17 protein-coding genes and 1 pseudogene are annotated in these 21300 nt (G+C 71.3%); 11 read left to right on the forward strand and 7 right to left on the reverse strand.

The annotated features are described in order from the left end of the window. From AB0B64_RS05630 to AB0B64_RS05640, 3 genes and pseudogenes are all read right to left on the reverse strand, one after another. Positions 1-287: pseudogene (locus tag AB0B64_RS05630) on the reverse strand (hypothetical protein); the annotation flags it as partial. Further along, on the reverse strand, positions 284-622 hold the full coding sequence (locus AB0B64_RS05635) for a YciI family protein (RefSeq protein ID WP_357940526.1): 339 nt from the start codon (positions 620-622) through the stop codon (positions 284-286). The pseudogene AB0B64_RS05630 and the gene AB0B64_RS05635, both read right to left, overlap by 4 nt. Next, the gene (locus AB0B64_RS05640; protein WP_358174937.1) at positions 619-1206 is read right to left on the reverse strand and encodes a dihydrofolate reductase family protein; all 588 of its coding nucleotides are present in this window, start codon (positions 1204-1206) and stop codon (positions 619-621) included. Before AB0B64_RS05640 ends, AB0B64_RS05635 begins: the two co-directional genes overlap by 4 nt. Positions 1207-1447: 241 nt before the next feature. On the opposite strand from AB0B64_RS05640, the gene AB0B64_RS05645 reads away from it, so the two are divergent. The 8 genes from AB0B64_RS05645 (at position 1448) to nirD (ending at position 13264) form a co-directional block, all read left to right on the forward strand. After that, on the forward strand, positions 1448-2008 hold the full coding sequence (locus AB0B64_RS05645) for a helix-turn-helix domain-containing protein (RefSeq protein ID WP_357940530.1): 561 nt from the start codon (positions 1448-1450) through the stop codon (positions 2006-2008). Further along, positions 2005-3321, forward strand: a complete 1317-nt coding sequence (locus tag AB0B64_RS05650; protein WP_357940532.1) for an MFS transporter — start codon at positions 2005-2007, stop codon at positions 3319-3321. The genes AB0B64_RS05645 and AB0B64_RS05650 overlap by 4 nt, the downstream gene beginning before the upstream one ends. 188 nt (positions 3322-3509) lie before the next feature. Next, the gene (gene ligA / locus AB0B64_RS05655) at positions 3510-5603 is read left to right on the forward strand and encodes an NAD-dependent DNA ligase LigA (protein ID WP_358174939.1); all 2094 of its coding nucleotides are present in this window, start codon (positions 3510-3512) and stop codon (positions 5601-5603) included. Positions 5604-5778: 175 nt separating this feature from the next. Beyond that, entirely contained in the window at positions 5779-7089 is a 1311-nt protein-coding gene (locus AB0B64_RS05660) for an MFS transporter (protein WP_357940536.1), read from the forward strand. Then, a complete protein-coding gene (locus AB0B64_RS05665) occupies positions 7082-9118 on the forward strand; it encodes a molybdopterin-dependent oxidoreductase (protein WP_358174942.1) in 2037 nt (678 codons plus the stop codon). Before AB0B64_RS05660 ends, AB0B64_RS05665 begins: the two co-directional genes overlap by 8 nt. After that, a complete protein-coding gene (locus tag AB0B64_RS05670) occupies positions 9115-10509 on the forward strand; it encodes an FAD-dependent oxidoreductase (protein WP_357940540.1) in 1395 nt (464 codons plus the stop codon). The genes AB0B64_RS05665 and AB0B64_RS05670 overlap by 4 nt, the downstream gene beginning before the upstream one ends. After that, positions 10506-12938: a nitrite reductase large subunit NirB gene (gene nirB / locus AB0B64_RS05675; protein ID WP_358174945.1), complete on the forward strand. Its 2433-nt coding sequence runs from the start codon at positions 10506-10508 to the stop codon at positions 12936-12938. The genes AB0B64_RS05670 and nirB overlap by 4 nt, the downstream gene beginning before the upstream one ends. Then, positions 12935-13264, forward strand: a complete 330-nt coding sequence (gene nirD, locus AB0B64_RS05680) for a nitrite reductase small subunit NirD (RefSeq protein ID WP_225289070.1) — start codon at positions 12935-12937, stop codon at positions 13262-13264. Before nirB ends, nirD begins: the two co-directional genes overlap by 4 nt. Before the next feature lie 18 nt (positions 13265-13282). On the opposite strand, the gene AB0B64_RS05685 is transcribed toward nirD, so the two are convergent. After that, on the reverse strand, positions 13283-13453 hold the full coding sequence (locus tag AB0B64_RS05685) for a hypothetical protein (protein ID WP_358174948.1): 171 nt from the start codon (positions 13451-13453) through the stop codon (positions 13283-13285). 194 nt (positions 13454-13647) lie between these two features. Here AB0B64_RS05685 and AB0B64_RS05690 point away from each other — a divergent pair, with 194 nt between their 5' ends. Next, positions 13648-14226 carry a nuclear transport factor 2 family protein gene (locus AB0B64_RS05690; protein WP_357940546.1) on the forward strand — a complete coding sequence of 193 codons (579 nt, stop codon included), beginning with the start codon at positions 13648-13650 and terminating at the stop codon, positions 14224-14226. Between the two features lie 88 nt (positions 14227-14314). Continuing rightward, complete coding sequence (locus AB0B64_RS05695; RefSeq protein WP_358174951.1) at positions 14315-14698, forward strand: methyltransferase domain-containing protein; 384 nt, start codon at positions 14315-14317, stop codon at positions 14696-14698. An 82-nt stretch (positions 14699-14780) separates the two neighbouring features. Here AB0B64_RS05695 and AB0B64_RS05700 read toward each other — a convergent pair whose 3' ends face one another. Together AB0B64_RS05700 and AB0B64_RS05705 are read right to left on the reverse strand one after the other, a co-directional pair. Further along, on the reverse strand, positions 14781-15440 hold the full coding sequence (locus AB0B64_RS05700; protein WP_357940550.1) for a FadR/GntR family transcriptional regulator: 660 nt from the start codon (positions 15438-15440) through the stop codon (positions 14781-14783). Between the two features lie 81 nt (positions 15441-15521). Further along, a complete protein-coding gene (locus AB0B64_RS05705; RefSeq protein WP_357940552.1) occupies positions 15522-16181 on the reverse strand; it encodes an excalibur calcium-binding domain-containing protein in 660 nt (219 codons plus the stop codon). Positions 16182-16367: 186 nt separating this feature from the next. Between AB0B64_RS05705 and AB0B64_RS05710 the strand changes: the two genes are divergently transcribed. Continuing rightward, positions 16368-18284: a Xaa-Pro dipeptidyl-peptidase gene (locus AB0B64_RS05710; RefSeq protein WP_357940554.1), complete on the forward strand. Its 1917-nt coding sequence runs from the start codon at positions 16368-16370 to the stop codon at positions 18282-18284. Between the two features lie 43 nt (positions 18285-18327). On the opposite strand, the gene AB0B64_RS05715 is transcribed toward AB0B64_RS05710, so the two are convergent. Then, positions 18328-21279 carry a hypothetical protein gene (locus AB0B64_RS05715; protein WP_358174954.1) on the reverse strand — a complete coding sequence of 984 codons (2952 nt, stop codon included), beginning with the start codon at positions 21277-21279 and terminating at the stop codon, positions 18328-18330. Positions 21280-21300: the final 21 nt, after the last annotated feature.

Raw genomic sequence — 21300 nt, forward strand, 5'->3', positions numbered from 1 at the left:
GCCGGGCCCCGCGCGGTCAGTTCGGGTGGCGTCGGGTTCCGCATGGTCGGGTTCGGCGTCATCGGGTCGGGCAGTGTCCGGTCGGGTGGTGCCGGGCCCCGCGCGGTCAGTTCGGGTGGCGTCGGGTTCCGCATGGTCGGGTTCGGCGTCATCGGGTCGGGCAGTGTCCGGTCGGGTGGTGCCGGACCTGGCGTGGTCGGATCAGGCGGTGCCGGGTTCTGCATGATCGGGTCCGGCGGCGTTGGGCGGGGCAGGGTCCGGTCGGGTGTGGTCGGGTCCGGTCTCATCGGATTGGGCGGACCTCTACGGGCAGGGTGGTGGCCTGGGCCATTTTGCCGGCCCAGATGAGGGCCGCGTCCAGGTCCGGGGCCTCGACAACGGTGAAGCCGCCGACGTGTTCCTTGCCTTCGGTGAAGGGGCCATCGGTCATCAGTACGTCGCCGTTCTGGGCGCGGAGCACCGTGGCCGTGGTCGGTGGGTACAGGCCCACGCTGAAGACCCACGCACCGGCGGCCCGCAGCTCCTGGTTCAGTGCTTCGAGGTCGTCCATGATCTTGTTGAGGATCGGCGGGGCCGGTGGTGGCCCGTCCGGCTGGTACACACTGAGCAGGTACTCGGTCATCGGGTCTCCCTCTGGTAGGTGGCGATCACTACGCCGGTGGTGGTCGTTACGCTGTCCGTCAGTCGCAGTGGACGGGAGGCGCTGTCGTCGGCGAAGAGCCGGCTGCCGGTGCCCAGCACCAGCGGATGCGTCAGCAGGACGTACTCGTCGATCAGATCACGGCGCGCCAGCTGTCTGACCAGGTCCAGGCTGCCGATGACGCCCAGGGTCGGGCCTGGCTGCGCCCGCAGCCCGGCCACGGCCTCGACCGCGTCGCCGTCCAGCAGGGTCGAGTTGACCCACGGCAGCGGCTGGGACGACGTCCGCGATGCCACGTACTTGTGTGTCCGGTTGAGCACCTCGGTGAACGGGTTGCCGTCGTTCTGTTCGGGCCAGTAGCCGAACAAGTCCTCGTACGTGCGGCGGCCCAGCAGCAGGCTGCCCTCCTCGGCCATCCGCCGCCCCATGACCGCGCCCATGATGTGGTCGCTGTAGGGCAGGGCCCAACCGCCATGGCTGAAGCCGCCGCGCGGGTCCTCGTCCGGCCGGCCCGGCGCCTGCGCCACCCCGTCGAGCGTCACGTTGGTGGTCACGACAATCTTCATGGCGAACTTCTCCTGTCGGATTTTGGCGCTGTTCTCGGGCCGGCGTCTCACCCTTCACACGAATCGCGATGGCCCGGATCGACAGGTGAGCGCAAATTTCTCAGATGAAGTCGAGCAGGGCGCGTCGACCTCTTCGGGGAAGGTCCAGCCGATGCTGTGCGGGCGCCCTACACCTACCATCTACTTGCGCCTAAAGAACAAGAGATATTGCACAATGACTCTTGTGTATTAGGGTGGGGTCATGTCCCAGATCACCGACTCCAGGGTGCTCGCAGCCATGGCGCACCCGGTGCGCCGGCGCCTGCTGGACCTGTTGAAGATCCACGGCCCCGGCACCGCGAGCGCACTGGCCCAGCGCACGGGCGAGGCGGTGGGCAATGTCAGCCACCACCTGCGCGCCCTGGCCGGCGCCGGGCTGATCGAGGAGGCGCCCGAGCTGGCCCGCGACCGGCGCGAGCGCTGGTGGCGGCGCACCTCGGAGAAGCTGTGCTGGTCCTCCACGGACTTCGCCGAGGACGCGGCGGGCGAGGCCATCGCCCGCGCCCTGGAGTCGCTCAATCTGGAACGACAGGTCGGCCACGTACGGCGCTGGGCCGACCAGCCCCAGTCCGAGCAGGAACGCTGGCAGCGTGGCCCGTTCTCCACCGAGACCTGGATCCAGGCGACCGACGACGAGTTGGCGCAGTTCGCCGCCGAGATCATCGCCGTCATGGACAAATGGGCCGAGCGCGATATCCCCGACGACGGCCAGGAACGCGCCACCGTCTTCACCTTCGCCCGTGGCGTCCCGGGGCGGCCATGACGGCCGAGACGCTTGCCAAGCCCAGGTTCGGCCTGCTCCGGCAGCGCGACTTCCGGCTGCTGTGGATCGGCGAGAGCGCCAGCAGCCTGGGCAGCGCGGTCACTGGAGTCGCGCTGCCCCTGGTCGCGGTGACCGTGCTGCACGCCTCCGCGTTCGCCGTCAGCGTGCTGGCGGCGGCCGTCTGGCTGCCGTGGCTGCTGGTCGGCCTGCCCGCGGGGGCCTGGGTCGATCGGCTCTCCCGGCGCAGGGTGATGCTCGCCGCCGACTGGGTGTCGATGGCGGCCTTCCTCAGCGTTCCGGCCGCGGCCCTGCTCGGCGTTCTGACCACCGGCCAGCTCGTCGCGGTCGCGTTGGCCGCCGGGACGGCGAAGGTGTTCTTCGCGACCGCCTATCGGGCGTACCTGCCGTCGCTGGTCGAGGACCGCGAGCTGCTGGAGGCCAACGCGAAGCTGCAGGGCAGCGAGCAGGTGGCCAATCTGGCCGGGCCTGGTGTGGCCGGGCTCCTCGCCCAGTTCGCCTCCGCGCTCGGCGGTCTGGTGGTGGACGCGGTGAGCTTCGCCGTCTCGGCGCTCTGCCTGATGCGCGTCAGGCACGTCGAGATCGTGCAGCCGCGGCCCCGGCGGCGGCTGCGCAGCGAGATCAGGGACGGGCTGCGCACGGTGATGGGCGACCCGTTGCTGCGCGGCAACATGTTCTACGGCTGCGTGGCCAACCTGGCGCTGACCGGCTACCAGTCGCTGCTCGTGGTCTTCCTGGTCGGCGACATCGGCCTGTCCGCGGGCACGACCGGTGCGCTGCTCGCGGCCACCAGCGCGGGCGGCGTCGCCGGCGCCTTCGCCGCCCGGCCGCTGGCGGCCCGGCTGGGCAGCGCGCGGGCCGTCCTGCTCGGCAAGGCCGGCCTGGCGCCGCTGGGCCTGCTGATCGCGTGCGCGGATCGCGGCGTCGGGTTGGTGCTGTTCGTGGCGGCCAGCATCACGATCATCGGGGGGATCGTCGCCGGGAATGTGATCTTCAGCGGGTTCACGCAGTCGTACGTGCCCGGCGAGCTGATGGGCAGGGTGAGCACCAGCATCCAGGTGGTCAACTTCGGCGCCATCCCGCTCGGCGCCCTGCTGGCGGGCACGCTGGCCGAGGCGTTATCCGTGCGCGCGGCCCTCTGGGTGATGCTGGGTGTCTTCGCGCTGAGCGGCCTCATCCTGCTGGCGAGCCCGCTGCGCCGCCTGCGCGATCTGCCCGCCGGCCGGATGCACGCGCCCTCCGGCCGGATGCACGCGCGGACCGGCTCGGCGGTCGGCTCGGCTGTCTCGGACTGAGCGGCGGGCTCGGCTGCCGCGAACTGGGTGTCCCGCGCTGATCGGCGTCGCGGCGTCCGCGAGGGCCACCGGCCTGGCCGGGCGCGGCACGGCGCCGGTGAGGCGGATGCGGTCAGGCCAGTTCAAGCGCAGCTCAGGCCCCAGATCTCCGGCCCAGAACTGTCGGTGTCGGCGGGCATGATTGGACCATGAACGACGAACCCCCGATCACACACCTGGCCGACGAAACGGCCTACGCCGAAGCCGTCCAGCTTGCTGTCGACTCCGCCGCCGCCTACTACACCGACGGCACCTCCACCCGCGACGACGACACCTACGACCGGCTGGTCCGTGGCATCGAGGCATATGAGGCCGAGCATCCCGACCAAGTGCTGCCCAACTCGCCGACCGGGAAGGTGGCCGGCGGGGCGGTGGTCGGGGATGTGCCGCATACCGTGCCCATGCTGAGTCTGGACAACGTGTTCGGTGCCGAGCAGCTGGCTGAATGGGCCGCCGGGCTGGAGCGGAGGCTGGGGCGGGCGGTGGCCGCCTGGAGCGTGGAGCCCAAGCTCGACGGCCTGGCGATCTCGGCGCGTTACCGGCACGGTCGCCTGACGCAGCTGGTGACCCGGGGAGACGGCGTCGCCGGCGAGGATGTCTCCCACGCCATCGGCACCATCGTCGGCCTGCCCGACCGGCTGGCCGAGGCGGTCACGGTGGAGCTGCGCGGTGAGGTGATGATGACCGCCTCGCAGTTCGAGGACGCCTGCGCCAAGCGGCAGGCGCACGACGGCACCACGTTCGCCAATCCGCGCAGCGCGGCGGCGGGCACGCTGCGGGCACAGGACCGGCCATACGCGTGCGAGCTGACGTTCTTCGGCTACGGCGCGCTGCCCCACCCCGACGACAGCTCCGAGCTGGCCCTGCGCCTGCGCGAGCTGCCGCACAGCGAGATCATGGAGTGGGTGGCCGGGCAGGGAGTGCAGACCACGGCGGCCACGCCGGTCGCGGGCATCACGACCGAGTCGCTGGAGCGGGTGCAGGAGCGCGTCGGGGAGATCGCCGCGGCCCGGCCGGAGCTGCCGTTCGGCATCGACGGCATCGTGATCAAGTGTGATCTGGCGGTCGACCAGGTGGCGGCCGGGTTCAGCTCACGGGCGCCGCGCTGGGCGATCGCCTACAAGCTGCCCGCCACCGAGAAGATCACCAAGCTGATCGGCGTGGAGTGGAACACCGGCCGCACCGGCATCATCGCCCCCCGGGCCGTGCTGGAGCCGGTCGAGCTCGACGGCAGCACCGTCACCTACGCCACCCTGCACAACGTCGCCGACATCACCCGCCGCGGCCTGATGCTCGGCGACAGCGTGACCGTCTACAAGGCGGGCGACGTCATCCCGCGCGTGGAGGCCCCGGTGGTGCACCTGCGCAGGGGTGACGAGCGGCCGATCGAGATCCCGCAGGTCTGCCCGTCGTGCGGTGACGCCATCGACTCCTCGCAGGAGCGCTGGCGATGCGTGCGCGGGCGCCAGTGCCGGGCGATCGCCTCCATCGCGTACGCCGTCGGCCGTGACACCCTCGACATCGAGGGCCTCGCGGAAAACCGGATCCAGCAGATGCTCGACGCCGGGCTGATCGTCGACTTCGCCGACCTGTTCTTCCTGACCCGCGAGCAGTTGCTGGGCCTGGAGCGGATGGGCGAGACCAGCACCGACAACCTGCTGGCCGCCATCGAGCGGGCCAAGGGCCAACCGCTGAGCAGGGTCTTCTGCGCGCTGGGGGTGCGTGGCACCGGGCGGTCCATGTCCCGCCGCATCGCCCGTCACTTCGGCACGATGGACGCCATCCGCGCCGCCGGGGCCGACGGGGTGCAGGAGGTGGAGGGCATCGGGCCGGAGAAGGCCGCGCTGCTGGTCGCCGAGCTGGCCGAGCTCACCGACCTGATCGACAAGCTGGTGGCCGCGGGGGTCAACATGACCGAGCCCGGGGCCGCCACGCGTCTGCCGGCGGGCGAGGAGCCGAATGGCGAGCCGAAGGAGGCACGGCCGCTGGACGGGATGTCGGTGGTGGTGACCGGTGCCATGAGCGGGACGCTGGCGGAGCTGACCCGCAATGAGGTCAACGAGCTGGTCGAGCGTGCCGGGGGCAAGTCGTCGTCAAGCGTCTCAGCCCGGACGTCACTCCTGGTAGCCGGGGAGAAGGCGGGGTCGAAGCGGGCCAAAGCCAAGCAGCTCGGGGTGCGGATCGTCACCCCTGAGGAGTTCGCCGAGCTGGTCGCCGCCTACACCAGTGAAAGCCTGGATTAACAGCAGGTTTCCTCAGTGACACATGTGTATTGCCCGTTACGCCAGTGAGTTACATGTAACGAACGCACAGCCACGGATCGTCAAAGTGCGTAACGCGCGATTCCTACATTCGAGTTCGAGCCGCCGAGTGGCCAAGTGAGCCGAGCGGCCGAGTGAGCCGAGTGTAGGAGGAACGATGGCGCGCTGGATCGCCGAGTGGCACCCCGACGACAAGGCTTTCTGGGAGAGCACCGGCAAGCGGATCGCCCGGCGCAATCTCGCCTTCTCGATCCTGGCCGAGCACCTCGGGTTCACGGTGTGGACGCTGTGGAGCATCGTGGCCGCCAAGATGGGCGCCTACGACTTCTCCACCGACCAGCTCTTCTGGCTGGTGGCGCTGCCCAACCTCATCGGCTCCGTGCTGCGCGTCCCCTACACCTTCGGGCCGGCCAGGTTCGGCGGGGCCACGTTCACCACGGTCAGCGCGTTGCTGCTGGTCATCCCCGCGGTGCTGCTCGGGCTGGCGGTCAGCGATCCGGGCACGCCGTACTGGATGTTCCTGGTGATCGCGGCGCTGGCCGGGGTCGGCGGCGGCAACTTCGCCTCAAGCATGGCGAACATCACCTACTTCTACCCGCGCTCGCGGCAAGGCGTGGCCCTCGGGCTGAACGCGGCCGGCGGCAACATCGGCGTCAGCTCCGTGCAGCTGGTCATGCCGCTGGTGATCGGCGGGTTCGGGCTGGCCGCCGCCGGGTGGTTCTGGGTGCCGCTGGCCGTCGTGGCCGCCGCCTGCGCGTGGTTCTTCATGGACAACCTGTCGAGCGCCAGGGCCAAGCCGCGCGAGCAGCTGGCGGTGGCCGGGCGGGCGCAGACGTGGATCATGTCGTTCCTGTACATCGGCACGTTCGGCTCGTTCATCGGCTACTCCACGGCCTTCCCGCTGCTGGCCAAGAGCCTGTTCCCCAGCTCGCCGTGGGCGGCGGTGGCGTTCGTCGGCCCGCTGCTCGGCTCGCTGATCAGGCCGGTGGGCGGCTGGCTGGCCGACAAGAAGGGCGGCGCGCCGGTGACCCTGTGGAACTTCGCCGCCATGGGCGTCGGTGTGGTCCTGGTCTGGCTCGGCAGCACCTCGGGCGACTTCTGGCTGTTCTTCCTGGCCTTCCAGATGCTGTTCCTCACGGCGGGCGTCGGCAACGGCTCCACCTACCGGATGATCCCCGCGATCTTCCAGGCCAAGGCGGTGGCCGAGCGCGGCACCGGCGAGGAGGCCCTGATGCACGGCAAGCGGCAGGCGTCCGCCGCCATCGGGATCATCTCCGCGGTCGGGGCGCTCGGCGGCTTCCTCATCAACCGCGCGTTCGGGATGTCGTTCGCCGAGACGGGCAGCCCGGCCACCGCGTTCGTCGGGTTCGGCGCCTTCTACGTGGCCTGCTTCGCGCTCACCTGGTGGTGCTACACGCGCAAGGTCGGCGTCTCGCTGGTCGGCAGTCTGGCCCACGCTCGTGTCTGAGGACCGCACGACAGAGACCCACTGCCCGTACTGCGCCCTCCAGTGCGGCATGACGATCACTGCCACGGGGACCGACATCACGATCACCCCGCGCACCGACGTACCGGCCAACTCCGGGGGCGCCCTGTGCCAGAAGGGCTGGACCGCGGCCGACCTGCTGACCAACGGCGAGCGCCTGACCACGCCGCTGCTCCACGGCCGGCCCGTGGCCTGGGAAACCGCCCTCGACTACGTCGCCGACCGGCTGACCGCCATACGCGCCGTGCACGGCCCCGACGGAGTGGCCGTGTTCGGCGGCGGCGGGCTGACCAACGAGAAGGCGTACCAGCTCGGCAAGTTCGCCAGGGTCGCGCTCGGCACCAGCCAGATCGACTACAACGGCCGCTTCTGCATGTCGTCGGCCGCGGCCGCCTCGCTCAGGGCGTTCGGGCTGGACCGCGGCCTGCCGTTCCCCATCACCGACCTGGCCGAGACCGACGTCGTCCTGCTGGCCGGCGGGAACGTCGCCGAGACCATGCCGCCCTTCGTCCGCCACCTGACCGGGCCGCGCCTCATCGTCATCGACCCCCGCCGCACCGCGACGGCCAAGCTGGCCTGGCTGCACCTGCAGCCCACGCCGGGCACCGACCTGGCGCTCGCCCTCGGGCTGCTGCACCTGGTCATCGCCGAAGGGCTCGTCGACGAGGACTACGTCGCCGCCAGGACCTCGGGCTTCGAGCAGGTCCGTACGTCGCTCGCGTCCTGGTGGCCCGAGCGGGTCGAGCGCGTCACCGGCGTGCCGGTGGCCAGGATGCGCGAGGCCGTACGCGCGCTCGCCTCGGCCGGACGGGCCGCCGTGCTGACCGGACGGGGGGCCGAGCAGCACGCCAAGGGCACCGACACCGTCACCGCGTTCATCAACCTGGCCCTGGCGCTGGGACTGCCCGGCCGCCCCGGCTCCGGGTACGGCTGCCTGACCGGCCAGGGCAACGGCCAGGGCGGCAGGGAGCACGGTCAGAAGGCCGACCAGCTGCCCGGCTACCGCAAGATCGACGACCCGGCCGCCCGCGAGCACGTCGCCGCGATCTGGGGCGTACGACCCGAGGAGCTGCCCGGCCCGGGACGCTCGGCCTACGAGCTGCTCGACGCGCTCGGGACGCCCCAGGGGCCGCGCGCCCTGCTGGTCTTCGGCTCCAACCCGGTGGTCTCCGCGCCGCGCTCCGCGCACGTGACCGAACGGCTCGACGCGCTGGACCTGCTGGTGGTCTGCGACATCGTGCTGTCGGAGACGGCCGCGCGGGCCGACGTGGTCTTCCCCGTGACGCAATGGGCCGAGGAGACCGGCACGATGACGAACCTCGAGGGCCGGGTCCTGCTGCGCCGCCAGGCCGTACCCGCTCCCGAAGGGGTCAGAAGCGACCTGGAGATCGTCCGGGAGCTGGCCGCCCGGCTCGGCCACCGGTTCTCGGCCGAGCCGCGAGAGGTGTTCGAGGAGCTGGGCCGCGCCAGCGCGGGCGGGGTGGCCGACTACGCGGGCATCACCTACGAGCGGATCACCGAGGAGACCGGCGTGTTCTGGCCGTGTCCGTCGCCGGATGACCCCGGACGGCCGCGCCCGTTCCTCGACTCCTTCGCCACCCCTGACGGGCGCGCCAGGTTCGTGCCCGTCGAGCACCGGCCCGCGGCCGAGGAGCCCGACGACGACTACCCGGTCTACCTGACCACGGGCCGCGTGCTCGCCCAGTACCAGAGCGGCGCGCAGACCCGCAGGATCGCCGCCCTGTCCAAGGCCGCGCCGGAGCCGTTCGTCGAGCTCCATCCCGACCTCGCCGAACAACTGGCCATCACCGCCGGAGACGTCGTCCGGGTGCTCAGTCGGCGGGGCGAGAGCACAGGGGTCGCCAGGGTCAGCGACTCGATCAGGCGCGACACCGTCTTCATGCCGTTCCACTGGGAGGGAGCCAACCGTCTGACCAATCCCGCGCTCGATCCGTCATCGCGGATGCCGGAGTTCAAGGTCTGCGCCGTCAGGGTGGAGAAGGTCGCATGAGGCTCGTCGTAGTGGGGAACGGAATGGCCGGGTCGCGGCTGGTCGGTGAGGTGCGGGCACGTGATCCGCACATGCCGGTCACCGTGTTCGGCGCCGAGACCTGGCAGCCCTACAACCGGGTGCTGCTGTCCAACGTCCTGGCCGGGAGCTCGGGGCCCGACCAGGTGCGGCTGCTCGACCCGAGCTGGTACGCCACGCACGGCGTCGAGGCCGTCTTCGGCACCGAGGTGGTGCGCGTCGACAGGAACGCCCAGACGGTGATCACCGCCGACGGTCGGAGCACGCCGTACGACGTGCTGGTCCTGGCCACCGGCAGCGAGGCGGTCGTCCCGCCGGTGCCGGGAGCCGAGCTGGCGATCCCGTTCCGCACGCTCGACGACTGCCACCGCATCCTGGCGGCGGCCGAACACGGACGCAGGGCGGTGGTGGTCGGCGGCGGCCTGCTCGGCATCGAGGCGGCGCGCGGGCTCGCCGGGCGCGGCCTGCCCGTGACGCTGCTGCACCTGGCCGGCCATCTGATGGAGCGGCAGCTGGACGCCGAGGCCGGGCTGGTGCTCGGCGAGACGCTCACCGGGCTGGGCGTGGACATCCGCACCGGCGTGACGGCCGAGGCCATCCTGGAGGAGGGCGTACGGCTGGCCGACGGCGAGCTGGTCGAGGGCGACCTCGTCGTGCTGGCCTGCGGCGTGCGGCCCATGACGGCCCTGGCCAAGGAGTCGGGCCTGAACGTACGGCGGGGCATCGTCGTGGACGACGAGATGCGTACCGAGGACCCGGCGGTGTTCGCGATCGGCGAGTGCGCCGAGCACGACGGCACCGTCTACGGCCTGGTCGCCCCCGCCTGGGAGCAGGCGGCGGTCGCCGCGGAGGTCATCACCGGCGGCAAGGCGCTCTACCGGGGCTCGCGGCTGGTGACCAGGCTCAAGGCCAGGAGCGTGGAGCTGGCCGCGATGGGCGAGACCCACCTCACCGAGGAGCACGCCGAGGTGGTCCGCTTCACCCACCGGGCCCGCGGTACGTACCGCAAACTCGTCATCCGCGACGGCCGGCTGGTCGGCGCGATCCTGCTGGGTGACACCGACGCCGTCGGCACGCTTACCCAGCTGTTCGACCGCGGCGGGCCGCTGCCGGGCGATCGGGCCGGGCTGCTGTTCCCCGGCCTGGGGGCGGTCACCGTGGCCGACAGCCCGGTGCTGATGCCCGACGCGGCCAAGGTCTGCCAGTGCAACAACGTGACCAAGGGTCAGATCAGAGCGTGCTGGGAGGCCGGCGCGCGGGACGTGGCCGGAGTGGCGGCCGCGACCAGGGCCACGACCGGGTGTGGGACATGCCGGGATGCCGTGGAGGGCATCGTCGGCTGGCTGTGTGAGCAGGAAGGGATCTCGGCATGAGCAAGATCGTTGTCGTCGGTTACGGACCCACCGCCCACCGGCTCGTCGAAACGCTGCACGAGCGGGGCTTCGGCGGCCAGGTCACGGTGATCGGCGAGGAGCCCCGCCCCGCGTACGACCGGGTGGCGCTGACCTCCTACCTGTCGGGGACCAGCGTCGAGGACCTCACCTACCCGGTGCCGCCGGGCACGGTGACCAGGCTCGGCGGGCGCGTCACCGGGATCGACCGCGCGGCCCGCACGGTCACGCTGGCCGACGGGTCGGCCGAGTCGTATGACGTGCTCGTGCTGGCGACCGGGTCGGCGCCGTTCGTGCCGCCGGTGCCGGGCGCGGAGCACGCCTACGTCTACCGGACGATCGACGACCTCGACGCGATCAGGATGGCCGCCAAGGACGCGACCGACGGCGTGGTGGTCGGCGGCGGGCTGCTCGGTCTGGAGGCCGCCGACGCGCTGCGCGGGCTCGGGCTCAAGACGCACATCGTGGAGATGAGCCCCTGGCTGATGCCCCGGCAGGTCGACGAGGGCGGCGGCTCGGTGCTCAAGAGCCACATCGAGGGGCTCGGGCTCAGCGTGCACGCGGGCGCGGGCGTCCAGGAGATCGTCGCGGGCGAGCGCGGCGTCACCGGGCTGCGCAAGCCCGACGGAACGCTGCTCGACGCCCAGATCGTCGTCTTCTCCGCCGGGATCAGGCCGCGCGACGAGCTCGCCCGCGCCAGTGGGCTGGAGGTCGGCGAGCGCGGCGGCATCGCGGTGGACGCCGGGATGCGCACCTCGGACCCGGCGATCTACGCGATCGGCGAGTGCGCGCTGGCGGGCGGCATGGTGTACGGGCTGGTCGGGCCGTGCTTCACCATGGCGGAGGTGGCCGCGGACCGCATCCTGGGCGGGGCCGCCACCTTCGACGGGGCCGACATGTCCACCAAGCTGAAGCTGCTCGGCGTCGAGGTGGCGCAGTTCGGCGCGATGGACGGGGCGCTCGACGTCACCTACATGGACCCGGTGGCCGGCGTCTACAAGAGGCTGTTCATCAGCGACGACGCCAAGACGCTGCTCGGCGGCATCTGCGTCGGCGACGCCTCGCCGTACGGGTCGCTGCGGCCCTTCGTCGGCAAGCCGCTGCCCGCGGCGCCGTCCGACCTGCTGTTCACCGGGTCGGGGGCGGAGCTGGAGCTGCCCGACGACGCGCAGGTGTGCTCGTGCAACAACGTCAGCGCGGGGACGGTCCGCACCGCCATCGCCGACAAGGCGCTCACCGACGTGCCCGGGGTCAAGGCGTGCACGCGGGCGGGCACCACCTGCGGGAGCTGCGTGCCGATGCTCAAGCAGCTCCTGGAGAAGTCCGGGGTCGAGCTGAGCAAGGCGCTGTGCGAGCACTTCGCCTACTCCAGGGCCGAGCTGTACGACATCGTCAGGGTGCGCGGCATCACCACCTTCTCGGAGCTGGTCTCCGCGCACGGGCAGGGCAGGGGCTGCGACATCTGCAAGCCGGCCGTGGCCTCGATCCTCGCCTCGCTGCACAATGGGCACGTTCTGGACGGCGAGCGGGCGGCCCTGCAGGACACCAACGACGCCTTCCTGGCCAACATCCAGAAGAACGGCACCTACTCGGTCGTCCCGCGCATCCCAGGCGGCGAGATCACCCCCGACAAGCTCATCGTGATCGGCGAGGTGGCCCGCGACTTCGGCCTCTACACCAAGATCACCGGAGGGCAGCGGATCGACCTGTTCGGGGCCCGCGTCGAGCAGCTGCCGCAGATCTGGCGGCGGTTGGTGGACGCCGGGTTCGAATCGGGCCACGCGTACGGCAAGGCGCTGCGTACGGTGAAGTCGTGCGTCGGCTCGGCCTGGTGCCGCTACGGCGTCCAGGACTCCGTCGGCCTGGCCATCGACCTGGAGCTGCGTTACCGCGGCCTGCGCGCGCCGCACAAGCTCAAGTCGGCCGTGTCCGGCTGCGCCCGTGAGTGCGCGGAGGCCCGCTCGAAGGACTTCGGGGTCATCGCCACCGAGCAGGGCTGGAACCTGTACGTCGGCGGCAACGGCGGCTTCAAGCCGCGCCACGCCGACCTGCTGGCGGCGGATCTGACCACCGAGGAGCTGATCAGGACGATCGACCGGTTCGTCATGTTCTACATACGGACGGCCGACCGGCTGCAGCGCACCGCCGCCTGGCTGGAGTCGCTCGACGGCGGGCTCGACTACCTGCGGCAGGTGATCATCGACGACTCCCTGGGGATCTGCGCCGAGCTGGATGCCCAGATGGAGCACCACGTCGCCACGTACGTGGACGAATGGCAGACGACCATCGATGACCCGGACAAGCTCGGCAGGTTCGTGAGCTTCGTCAACGCGCCCGGGGTCCCTGACCCGTCCATCGTCTTCGAGACCGAACGCGACCAGATCAAGCCCGTGGAGGTGGCTGCGCGATGAGTGGTTGGATCCCAGTCTGTGGCTATCAGGGACTGCTGCCGGAGCGCGGGGTGTGCGCTCTGGTGGACGGTCGGCAGGTGGCCGTCTTCCGTACCTTCGACGGTACCGTCCACGCGATCGGCAACCTGGACCCGTTCAGCGGGGCGCAGGTGCTGTCGCGGGGTATCGTCGGCACCCGGCAGGGGGAGCCGACTGTGGCGTCGCCCCTGCACAAGCAGGTGTTCTCGCTGGTGAGCGGGGTGTGTCTGGATGAGCCGGAGTTCTCTGTCCCGGTTTATCCGATACGGGTGGAGGCCGGGCTGGTGCAGGTGGGTACGGGCGCCTAGCGAACGCCCGGGTCGCTTCTATGGTTCGGCCAATACGTCCGCCGGTGGGTACACGTGGGCGGCCTGATGTCCCACCGGCAGGACACAGCGCCGATCGGAGTCGACGCTGTCGCAGCGCTCCGCGTCGTCGCGTTGCGGCAGGGGCTCGGGTTCGGGGGTAGTGCTCAGGAAGGTCTCCAGGTGCGGCACTCGTTGGACGCTATCGGCGAGGCGGCGGCCGTTTGGTCGCGGCCCGGCAACGATCCAACCTCTGAACGATCTCATCAACTCCTGTGAAGGTTACTGTGAGCAATCCCAGGGGCTGAGGCGGCAGCTGGTAAAGGGGTCGTCCGAAGTGGACAAATGGCGCATTCGTGACGGCTTTTGCGGGGAATCACCCCGCTATGAGCACAAAATCCCAGGCCAGAGCACTCCTGCTGGCGGCAGTCGTCCCGGCGTTGCTCGTCACGGGCTGTGCCGCAGGCGGTAACGATATGCGACTCATGGGCGCGGTGGCATCGCCGATGCCCTCCGAATCAGGCCCGACACCGTACGAATCGGAGTCGGGCAACATGAGCCCGATGCCGTCCGAGTCGGGCAACATGAGCCCCGAACCATCCGAGAGCGCGTCCATGGCGCCGATGACCACGCCGCGCGCGGCCGTGATGGCGTTCTTCGACGCCGCCAAGGCCGGAGAGCCGGACAAGGCCGTCGAGGCGTTCGCCACCGACGGAATGGCGGCCGTGGAGGGCAAGCCGACCGCCCAGGGCACCGACGCGCTGACCACACTGTTCAAGGAGCTGTTCAAGGCGAAGATGATCGCCACGCACACCATCGACGAGACCCGCATGATGGGCGATGTGGCCTTCGTCCGGACCACCAGCACCGAGGGCAGCGAGAAGTACCGGGAGTTCTTCCTTCTCAAGAAGTCCGGCGGTGAGTGGAAGATCGAGCGCTACATCAACAACACCGTGTCGGAGTGAGCGGGCCGGGTCAGCGCTCGTAAGCCCCTGACGGAACCAGCCCCCAGCGAGACCATGGCCGCCACAGTGGCGGCCATGGCCATGCGCGGTGGCCGTCACGGTGGTGCGCGGGCATGGCGGTTCGTTGCCGTACGAGGCCGGGTCGTTCGACGCGGCCGTGGTGTCGCTGGTGCTGTGCTCCGTCCCCGACTCGGGCGTGCTGCTGGCCGAGCTGCGCAGGGTGCTCAGGCCGGGTGGCGAGTTGCGCTTCTTCGAGCATGTACGCTCGGCGAACCCGGTCCGGGCCGTGCTGCAGGATCTCATCACTCCGCTGTGGCGGCTGATGGCCGGAGACTGCCGCCCCAACCGGGACACCGGGGCGGCGATCAGGGAGGCGGGGTTCGTGATCGAGGACTCCGACCGGTTCGTCCACCGGGCTACGCCGGGGGCGCCTGCCCTGACCCACATTCTCGGACTGGCCCGCAGACCTTAGCCACCGCCCGCCGGTGATGTGGATCGGGCCGATCTTCGCCGGGCCGTCAGCGGCCGCCGGGCCGTCAGTGTTCGCCAGGCTGTCAGAGGTCGCGTTCCTGCTGGTCGAGGATGGCGACGGAGATCGCCACAGCGGCGCCGGGATCGCCGTCCTCGATCGCCCGCAGCAGCTCCTCGTGCGACCCGTCGAGCACCAGCGCCGCCTGCTCCATATGGCGGACGCTGTCGCGCAACGCCTCGCTCATGCTCCGGTAGAGGTCGCCGAGCAGCGGGTTGTGCGCCGCGTCCGCCACCCGCAGGTGGAAGTCGACGTCCGCGTCGGCGAACGCGTCCACGTCGCCCGCCCGCCCGGCCGCGTCCCGCCGCACGAGCGCCTCCCGCAGGCCGGTGAGGTCCTCTTCGGTCCGCTTCCCGGCGGCCAGCCGGGCGGCCACCATGTCGAGGCCGCGCCGCACGTCGATGATGTCCATCGCGGCCGCCTTGGCCAGCCGCCTGCCCAGCGCGACCTGCGACTCGTCGACCGCCGTGACGTAGGTGCCGTCGCCCTGCCGGGTGGTCAGCAGCCCGGAGTGGGCCAGCACGCGTACGGCCTCCCGCACCGAGAGCCGGCTCATGCCGAGGGTCTCCGCGAGCCGGAGCTCGGACGGGATCTTCGTCCCCACCGGCCACGCGCCGCTGGTGATCTCCCCCCGGAGCTCCTCGATCGCGGCGTCCACGAGGGAGGTCCGCGCCACGTTTCGCATGAGCCGTTCGCCGCTTCTCAGTGATTGCCTAAAGGAAACCGTATCCTAAGCGGCCGCCAGGTGATCGGTCATCGGCCGGGGTCAGCGCTCGCAGACGAGGCCGTCGCCGTCGCGGTCCTGGTACCAGGCGTACTCGGGGTCCACACCCTTCCGGTACGGGCCGTACCCGGCGGCGTTGGCGTCACCGCAGGTCCGGTAGCGCGGGTCGTTGGCGCCAGAGGTCGGAGTGGGAGTCGGGGTGGGGGTCGTGGTGCCGGTGTCGCACTTGCCGGACCAGATGCGCAGCTTCTGCCGCTTGGCCACGGCCTCCTCGCTCCGCATCACCTTGATGAAGCGGTCGTTCGGTGTGACCAGGACCGCCTTCGCGTAGCCGTACCGGACGAGGTTGCGGTTGACGTGCACGCCCTTGGCGTTCCACACGTAGAACAGTCGGCGGCCGAAGCCGTCCACGGGCTTCTTGTCGGCGAGGACGTACGCGAGCCGGCCGACCGGCAGCAGCCCCGCCGTCCGCTGGGTCGCGGCCTTGCCCCAGCACTGGCCGCGCTCGGGAGCGTCCGACTCCAGGAACATGACGCGCGTCTTCTTGCCATCGCTGGTCGTGACGTCAATCGTGTCGCCGTTCACGATCTTGGCCACGCGTACGCTCATCGCGCCCTTCGGCACTCCGGCGGGAGGTCCGGCGGCGTACGCGGGAGCGGGAACAGCGAGCAGGACGACAGCGGTGAGGCTGATGATGCGCATGGGCCCTCCATGTGGTCGGGAAGGAGAGGACGCCTCATCGCTCACGCAGGTGCACTCACGTCACTGGCCGGATGCGGCCAAATCCGCCCGACACGCCCCTGCACGTAGGTGCACCGGATCTTGTCAGGCCCCCTGCCGGGTGAGAGATTGCGGGTACTTTGGCGCCCATCGTCTCGGAGGACACGCGTGCCTCAATTACGCCCGGCCCTCATCGCCGTCGCCCTGACCATGGCGATCGCGAGTCCCGCGCAAGCGGCCGCCGGACCCAGGATCACCGTTGAGAACGGCCGTACGCAGCCGGTCTTCTCCTACGCGGACGCCGTCCGCGAATACGTCTACGTCGAGTCGAGCGTCGACAGCGATTCCGACGGCCGGCTGGACAGGGTACGTGTCGACATCATCAGGCCGAAGGAGTCCGGTCCCCGGCTCAAGGTGCCGGTGATCATCGACGAGAGTCCGTACTACGACAATTCCGGACGCGGCAACGAGGCCGAGCGGAAGGTGTACGACGCCGCCGGGAATGTCACGAAATTTCCGCTCTTCTATGACAACTACTTCGTGCCGCGCGGCTACGCCGTCCTGAACGTCGACATGCTCGGCACCACCAAGTCCGAAGGCTGCCCGGACATCGGCGGCAAGGCGGACGTCCTGGGCGGCAAGGCCGTCGTGGACTGGCTGAACGGCCGGGCCAAGGCCTACCGCGCGGACGGCACCCAGGCCGTGGCCGACTGGACCACCGGCAAGGCCGGGATGATCGGCAAGTCCTACGACGGCACGCTGGCCAACGCCGTCGCCGCCACCGGTGTGCGCGGCCTGGAGACGATCGTGCCGATCTCGGCGATCAGCTCCTGGTACAGGTACCAGCGCTCGAACGGCGTGGTCTACAACTACGACTACGCCTCCTGGCTGGCCAACTACGTCGACACCGACCCCGAGGCCAAGTGCCAGGCCGTACGGGATCGCATGGACGCCGAGGACGGCGACGCCACGGGCGACTACAACGCCTTCTGGGCCGAGCGCGACTACGTCAACGGCCTCCTCGGTGACGCCTCCAAGGTCAGGGCCAGCGTCTTCGTGGTCCACACCGCCAACGACCTGAACGTCAAGCCGGACAATTTCTCCACCTGGTGGCAGGCCCTGGCGAAGCGGAACGTACCGCGCAAGATCTGGGTGGGCCAGTACCAGCACGTGGACCCGTTCGACTTCGAGGGTCGCAGGGACGTGTGGGTGGACACGCTGCACGGCTGGTTCGACTACTGGCTGCAGGGCGTACGCAATGGGATCATGAACGCCCCGCGCGCCGACGTGCAGACCGGCCCGACGCAGTGGATCACCCAGCGCGACTGGCCGGCACCGTTCGCGACGAACGTCCCGCTCCGCCCGGCCGCCGACGGCTCGCTCGGCCTCGCCGCCGCCAGGCGCGACGCCAGCGCGTCCTTCACGGACGTGCCGCTGGACGAGGAGGAGATGATCGCCGACGTCGGTACGGCCAAGCCGGGCCGGGTGGCGTTCACCAGCGGCGCGCTCCCGCTCGACCTGCGCCTGTCCGGCACGCCCACGGCCGACCTGCGGGTCAAGCTCGACAAGCCGGCCGCCAACCTGACCGCCCTGCTCGTCGACTTCGGCGAGGCGAACCGCGTCGACTGGGGGCGCGGCCAGGGCATCACCACGCTCGCCGAGGAGGACTGCCACGGCGACAGCACCGCCGCCGACGACGCCTGCTACCGCAAGGTGACCACGAACACCGTGACGCGGCCCGCCGAGATCGTCGCCCGCGGCTGGATCGACGTGCAGAACCGCGACTCGCTCAGCGCGTCGTCGCCGCTGCCGGTCGGGACGTGGGGCAGGGTCAAGTGGCAGACGCTGCCGCACGACTACACCTTCCGGAAGGGACACCGGATCGCCCTGGTGGTCGCGGGCACCGACACGACGTACACCTCTGAGGCCGGCACGGGCGCGAACGTCACGCTCGACCTGGCCAGGAGCAGTGTGATCGTGCCGTTCACGCAGGGGGCGCCGCTGGTCGACGTGCCCAAGGACACGACACAGTTCCGCGGACCGGCGCGGATCGACCTGCCGGAGCCGGAGAACTCCTTCTTCTAAGTCCTCGCTGTGGTGGCGGGCCCTCCCGCCACCACATGGAGGTTCATCCGGAGCCGGGCAGCGGCTGGTGCTGGGCTCCCTCGCCGCCGGTGGCGGGCCAGCCACAGTTCGTCCAGTAGCCGCTGCCCTTGCCGTCGGACACGTACGATCCCTTGGCGTTGGCCACGGTCCAGGACAGGCGCAGGGTGAGTGTCCCGCTGCCGCGAACGAGGCCCGTGGTGCTCTGGCCGTTACCGCTGGACGTGCCGGTCCACCGTACGGTGACCTTGCCGAACTCGGTGGCGGGCGGCCCCGGGCAGCCGGGCCGCGACGCGGGCGCCTGGACGCGGAACGCGTGCGCGGAGACCGCGATCCCCTTCGTCCCGGACACCGTGGTGATCTTGCAGCTTCCCGGACAAATCAGCCCGAATGATCCGGTACGGCGGGTGCCCAGGTTGATCGACGACGGCGACAGCCTCGCGACCGGTGGCCTGGGGCCGGGCAGACTCACCTTCTGCGGCCGGATCTCGCCGGTGGCGGTGTCGCTGATCTTGGAGTCCGGGTTGGCCGTCGGGGGCGCCGGCACGTCCGTGGGCGGTGGGACCACTGTGGGGTTGAGCATGAGGTTGGGGGTGCTCCCGCTCCCCGGCGGTACGGCCGGGGCGCTGCCGGGGCCCGACAGCTTGGTCTGCGGCTCGGGCACCTCGGGCTGGTGGCGGCTCTGGATGCCGGACCAGGCGAGGCTCGCCACCAGCATCCCGGCGCCGACGAGCAGCCCCACCGTGGCTATGGACCGGATGGAGAGCCGGCCGTCGGACTCGTACTCGCCCGGGCGGTTGCGCCAGAACTCGGTCTGCTGGTCGTCCGGACGGTTACGCCAGAACTCCGACCCCGGGCCGTCCGGGCCGTCGGTGCTCTGGGTCGCGACCAGCAGGTCTCGGTGCTCGCCGGTGGCCATGATCAGGGCGTCTCGGAGCGTGGCCGCGGTCGTGAACAGGGCCTCCGCGCGGGCGTCGGCCTGGGTGCCCGCGTAGGTGCCCGCGTGAGTGTCCGTCGTGGGGAACGGCGCGTCCCAGCGAGTGCCGGGAGCGGTGATCAGGGCGTCCCGTTGGGCGCCCGCGATCAGGGCGTCCGTGGTCGGGGTCGCGCTCTGGGCGCCGGGCCGGGTGCCCGTCGTGGCGAACTGTCCGTTTCGGCTGGTGTCTGCGGTGGCGAGCTGTCCGTTTCGGTGGGCTTCACCGGTGGTGGTCTGGGCGTCCCGGTGGGTGTCGGGGGCACCCCGGCGGTTGGCGGGGGCGGCCGCGTCCCGGTGCGGGCTCGTGGTCGTGGCGTCCCGGCGGCTGCCCGGGGCTGACGGGGCCGGGCGGCTCCTGGTGGCGGGGGTGTCCCGGCGGGTGCCGCTGGCCGCGACGAAGACGCCCTGCCGGTCGCGGGCGGTGGCCACCAGGACGTCCCGCTGGCGATCCCCGAAGGGGTGACGACCACGCGGACCGGCACCGGCCGGGCCACGATCGGCCGCGTCGGGCGGTGCCTGCCCGTTCGACGTGCCGTGCGGCGCTTGGCCGTTCGACGCGTCGCGCACGGGCGGGTCGCTGACGGGGGCGCTCAGCACGGGCGGCCCGCCGATGACCAGCCCGGGCAGCCGCAGGACCGGCTCCGGCGGAGACGAGACCGGCCCAGCCGATGGCGAGACGCGGTCGGCCGATGGCGAGACCCTGTCGGGCGGTGGTGAGACCCGCTCAGCCAGCGCGGACCCACCCAGACGCGCATCCCCGGCCGGCGGACGGCTGGCCGGGACGTCTCGCGGGGGAGCGGCAGGCGCCTCGCAGACGGGGGCGGCCAGGAGGCCGGGCGCGGACGGGCCGGTGGCCGGAGTGCGTCGCGGGAGGACCCCGGCGGCGGGCTTCCGGGCGAGCGGAATGGTGGTCTCGTGGTCGAGAGCCGCCGCGATCGCATCCGGATCGGACCGCTGGTGCGGGATGGCGGCCGGGGCGTCGCCGCGGGATGGGGCAGCGGCGGGGGAGCCGGAACGGGGCGGGGCAGACGCCGGGGTGCCGAAGCCGGGTGGGGCAGGGGCGAGGGAGTCCGAGCGGGGTGGGGCGGATGTCGGGGTGCCGGCGCGGGGTGGGGCAGGGGCGCGGTGGCTCCTGTGGGGTTTGCGTTCCTGGCCGGCGGCAGCCGCGCCCGCCGCCGGCCAGGCGCTACCCCTGATCGCCGCCGTGGGGTCGGCGATCGGGGAGATCAACATCGGGGCGGCCTCGACCAGCCCCCGAACCTGCACGGGGAACCCGTCCACCCGCCACAGCTCGCCCGCGTCCGGAAGCGGCTGAGCCCACGTCAGGCGGTCGCGCAGCGTGGGGGGAGCGGTGGCGATGGGCAGCTCGCGCAGCAGTGTGGCCGCCACCACGGCCCGGGGCGCCGCCCGGCACGTGGGGCAGGTGGGGATGTGCCGGCTGATGCGCGCCCGGTTGCGCCGCGTGGGCGTCGTCGCCCAGGCCGACACCTTGGCCGCGAGCTGGCTACATCCGTTGGCGGACCGGGCGGCGATGACGGCGGAGAACCAGCGCTCGACCCCGCGGGCCGCCTCGCTCACGATGACATCCACGTCCGGAGGCGTCACATCGAAGATCACGGCGATCTCCTGATGCGCGAGGCCGTGCCGTACGGACAGGTCCAGCAGCTCCCGCTGCGGGCCGTCCAGCGCGCGCAGGGCCTCGGGCAGCAGGTCCGGCATCCGGCCGGAACGCGACCACGAGCCGATGCTCGCCGGGCCGGCCACGGCCGCGCGATGCGCCCGGGCCAGCCCATAGAGCCACGGCCGCACCAGGGAGGAGTCGACGACCCGGTGCGTGTGGCCGTACGCCGACAGCAGCGCCCCGGCGACCGCCAGCTCGGCCTCGCTCTGGGCGAGTTCCGTGCGGCAGTAGTCATAGAGGTGGGACCCGTACTCGTCGCACAGCTCGCGGATTTCCTCGCGTACGTCGTCGGTCAGCGTCCGCCACATCACCCGTGCCACCTCCTGCGTACCGTCACCGAA

It is taken from the genome of Nonomuraea sp. NPDC049129 (assembly GCF_040648495.1).
GTDB lineage: Bacteria > Actinomycetota > Actinomycetes > Streptosporangiales > Streptosporangiaceae > Nonomuraea.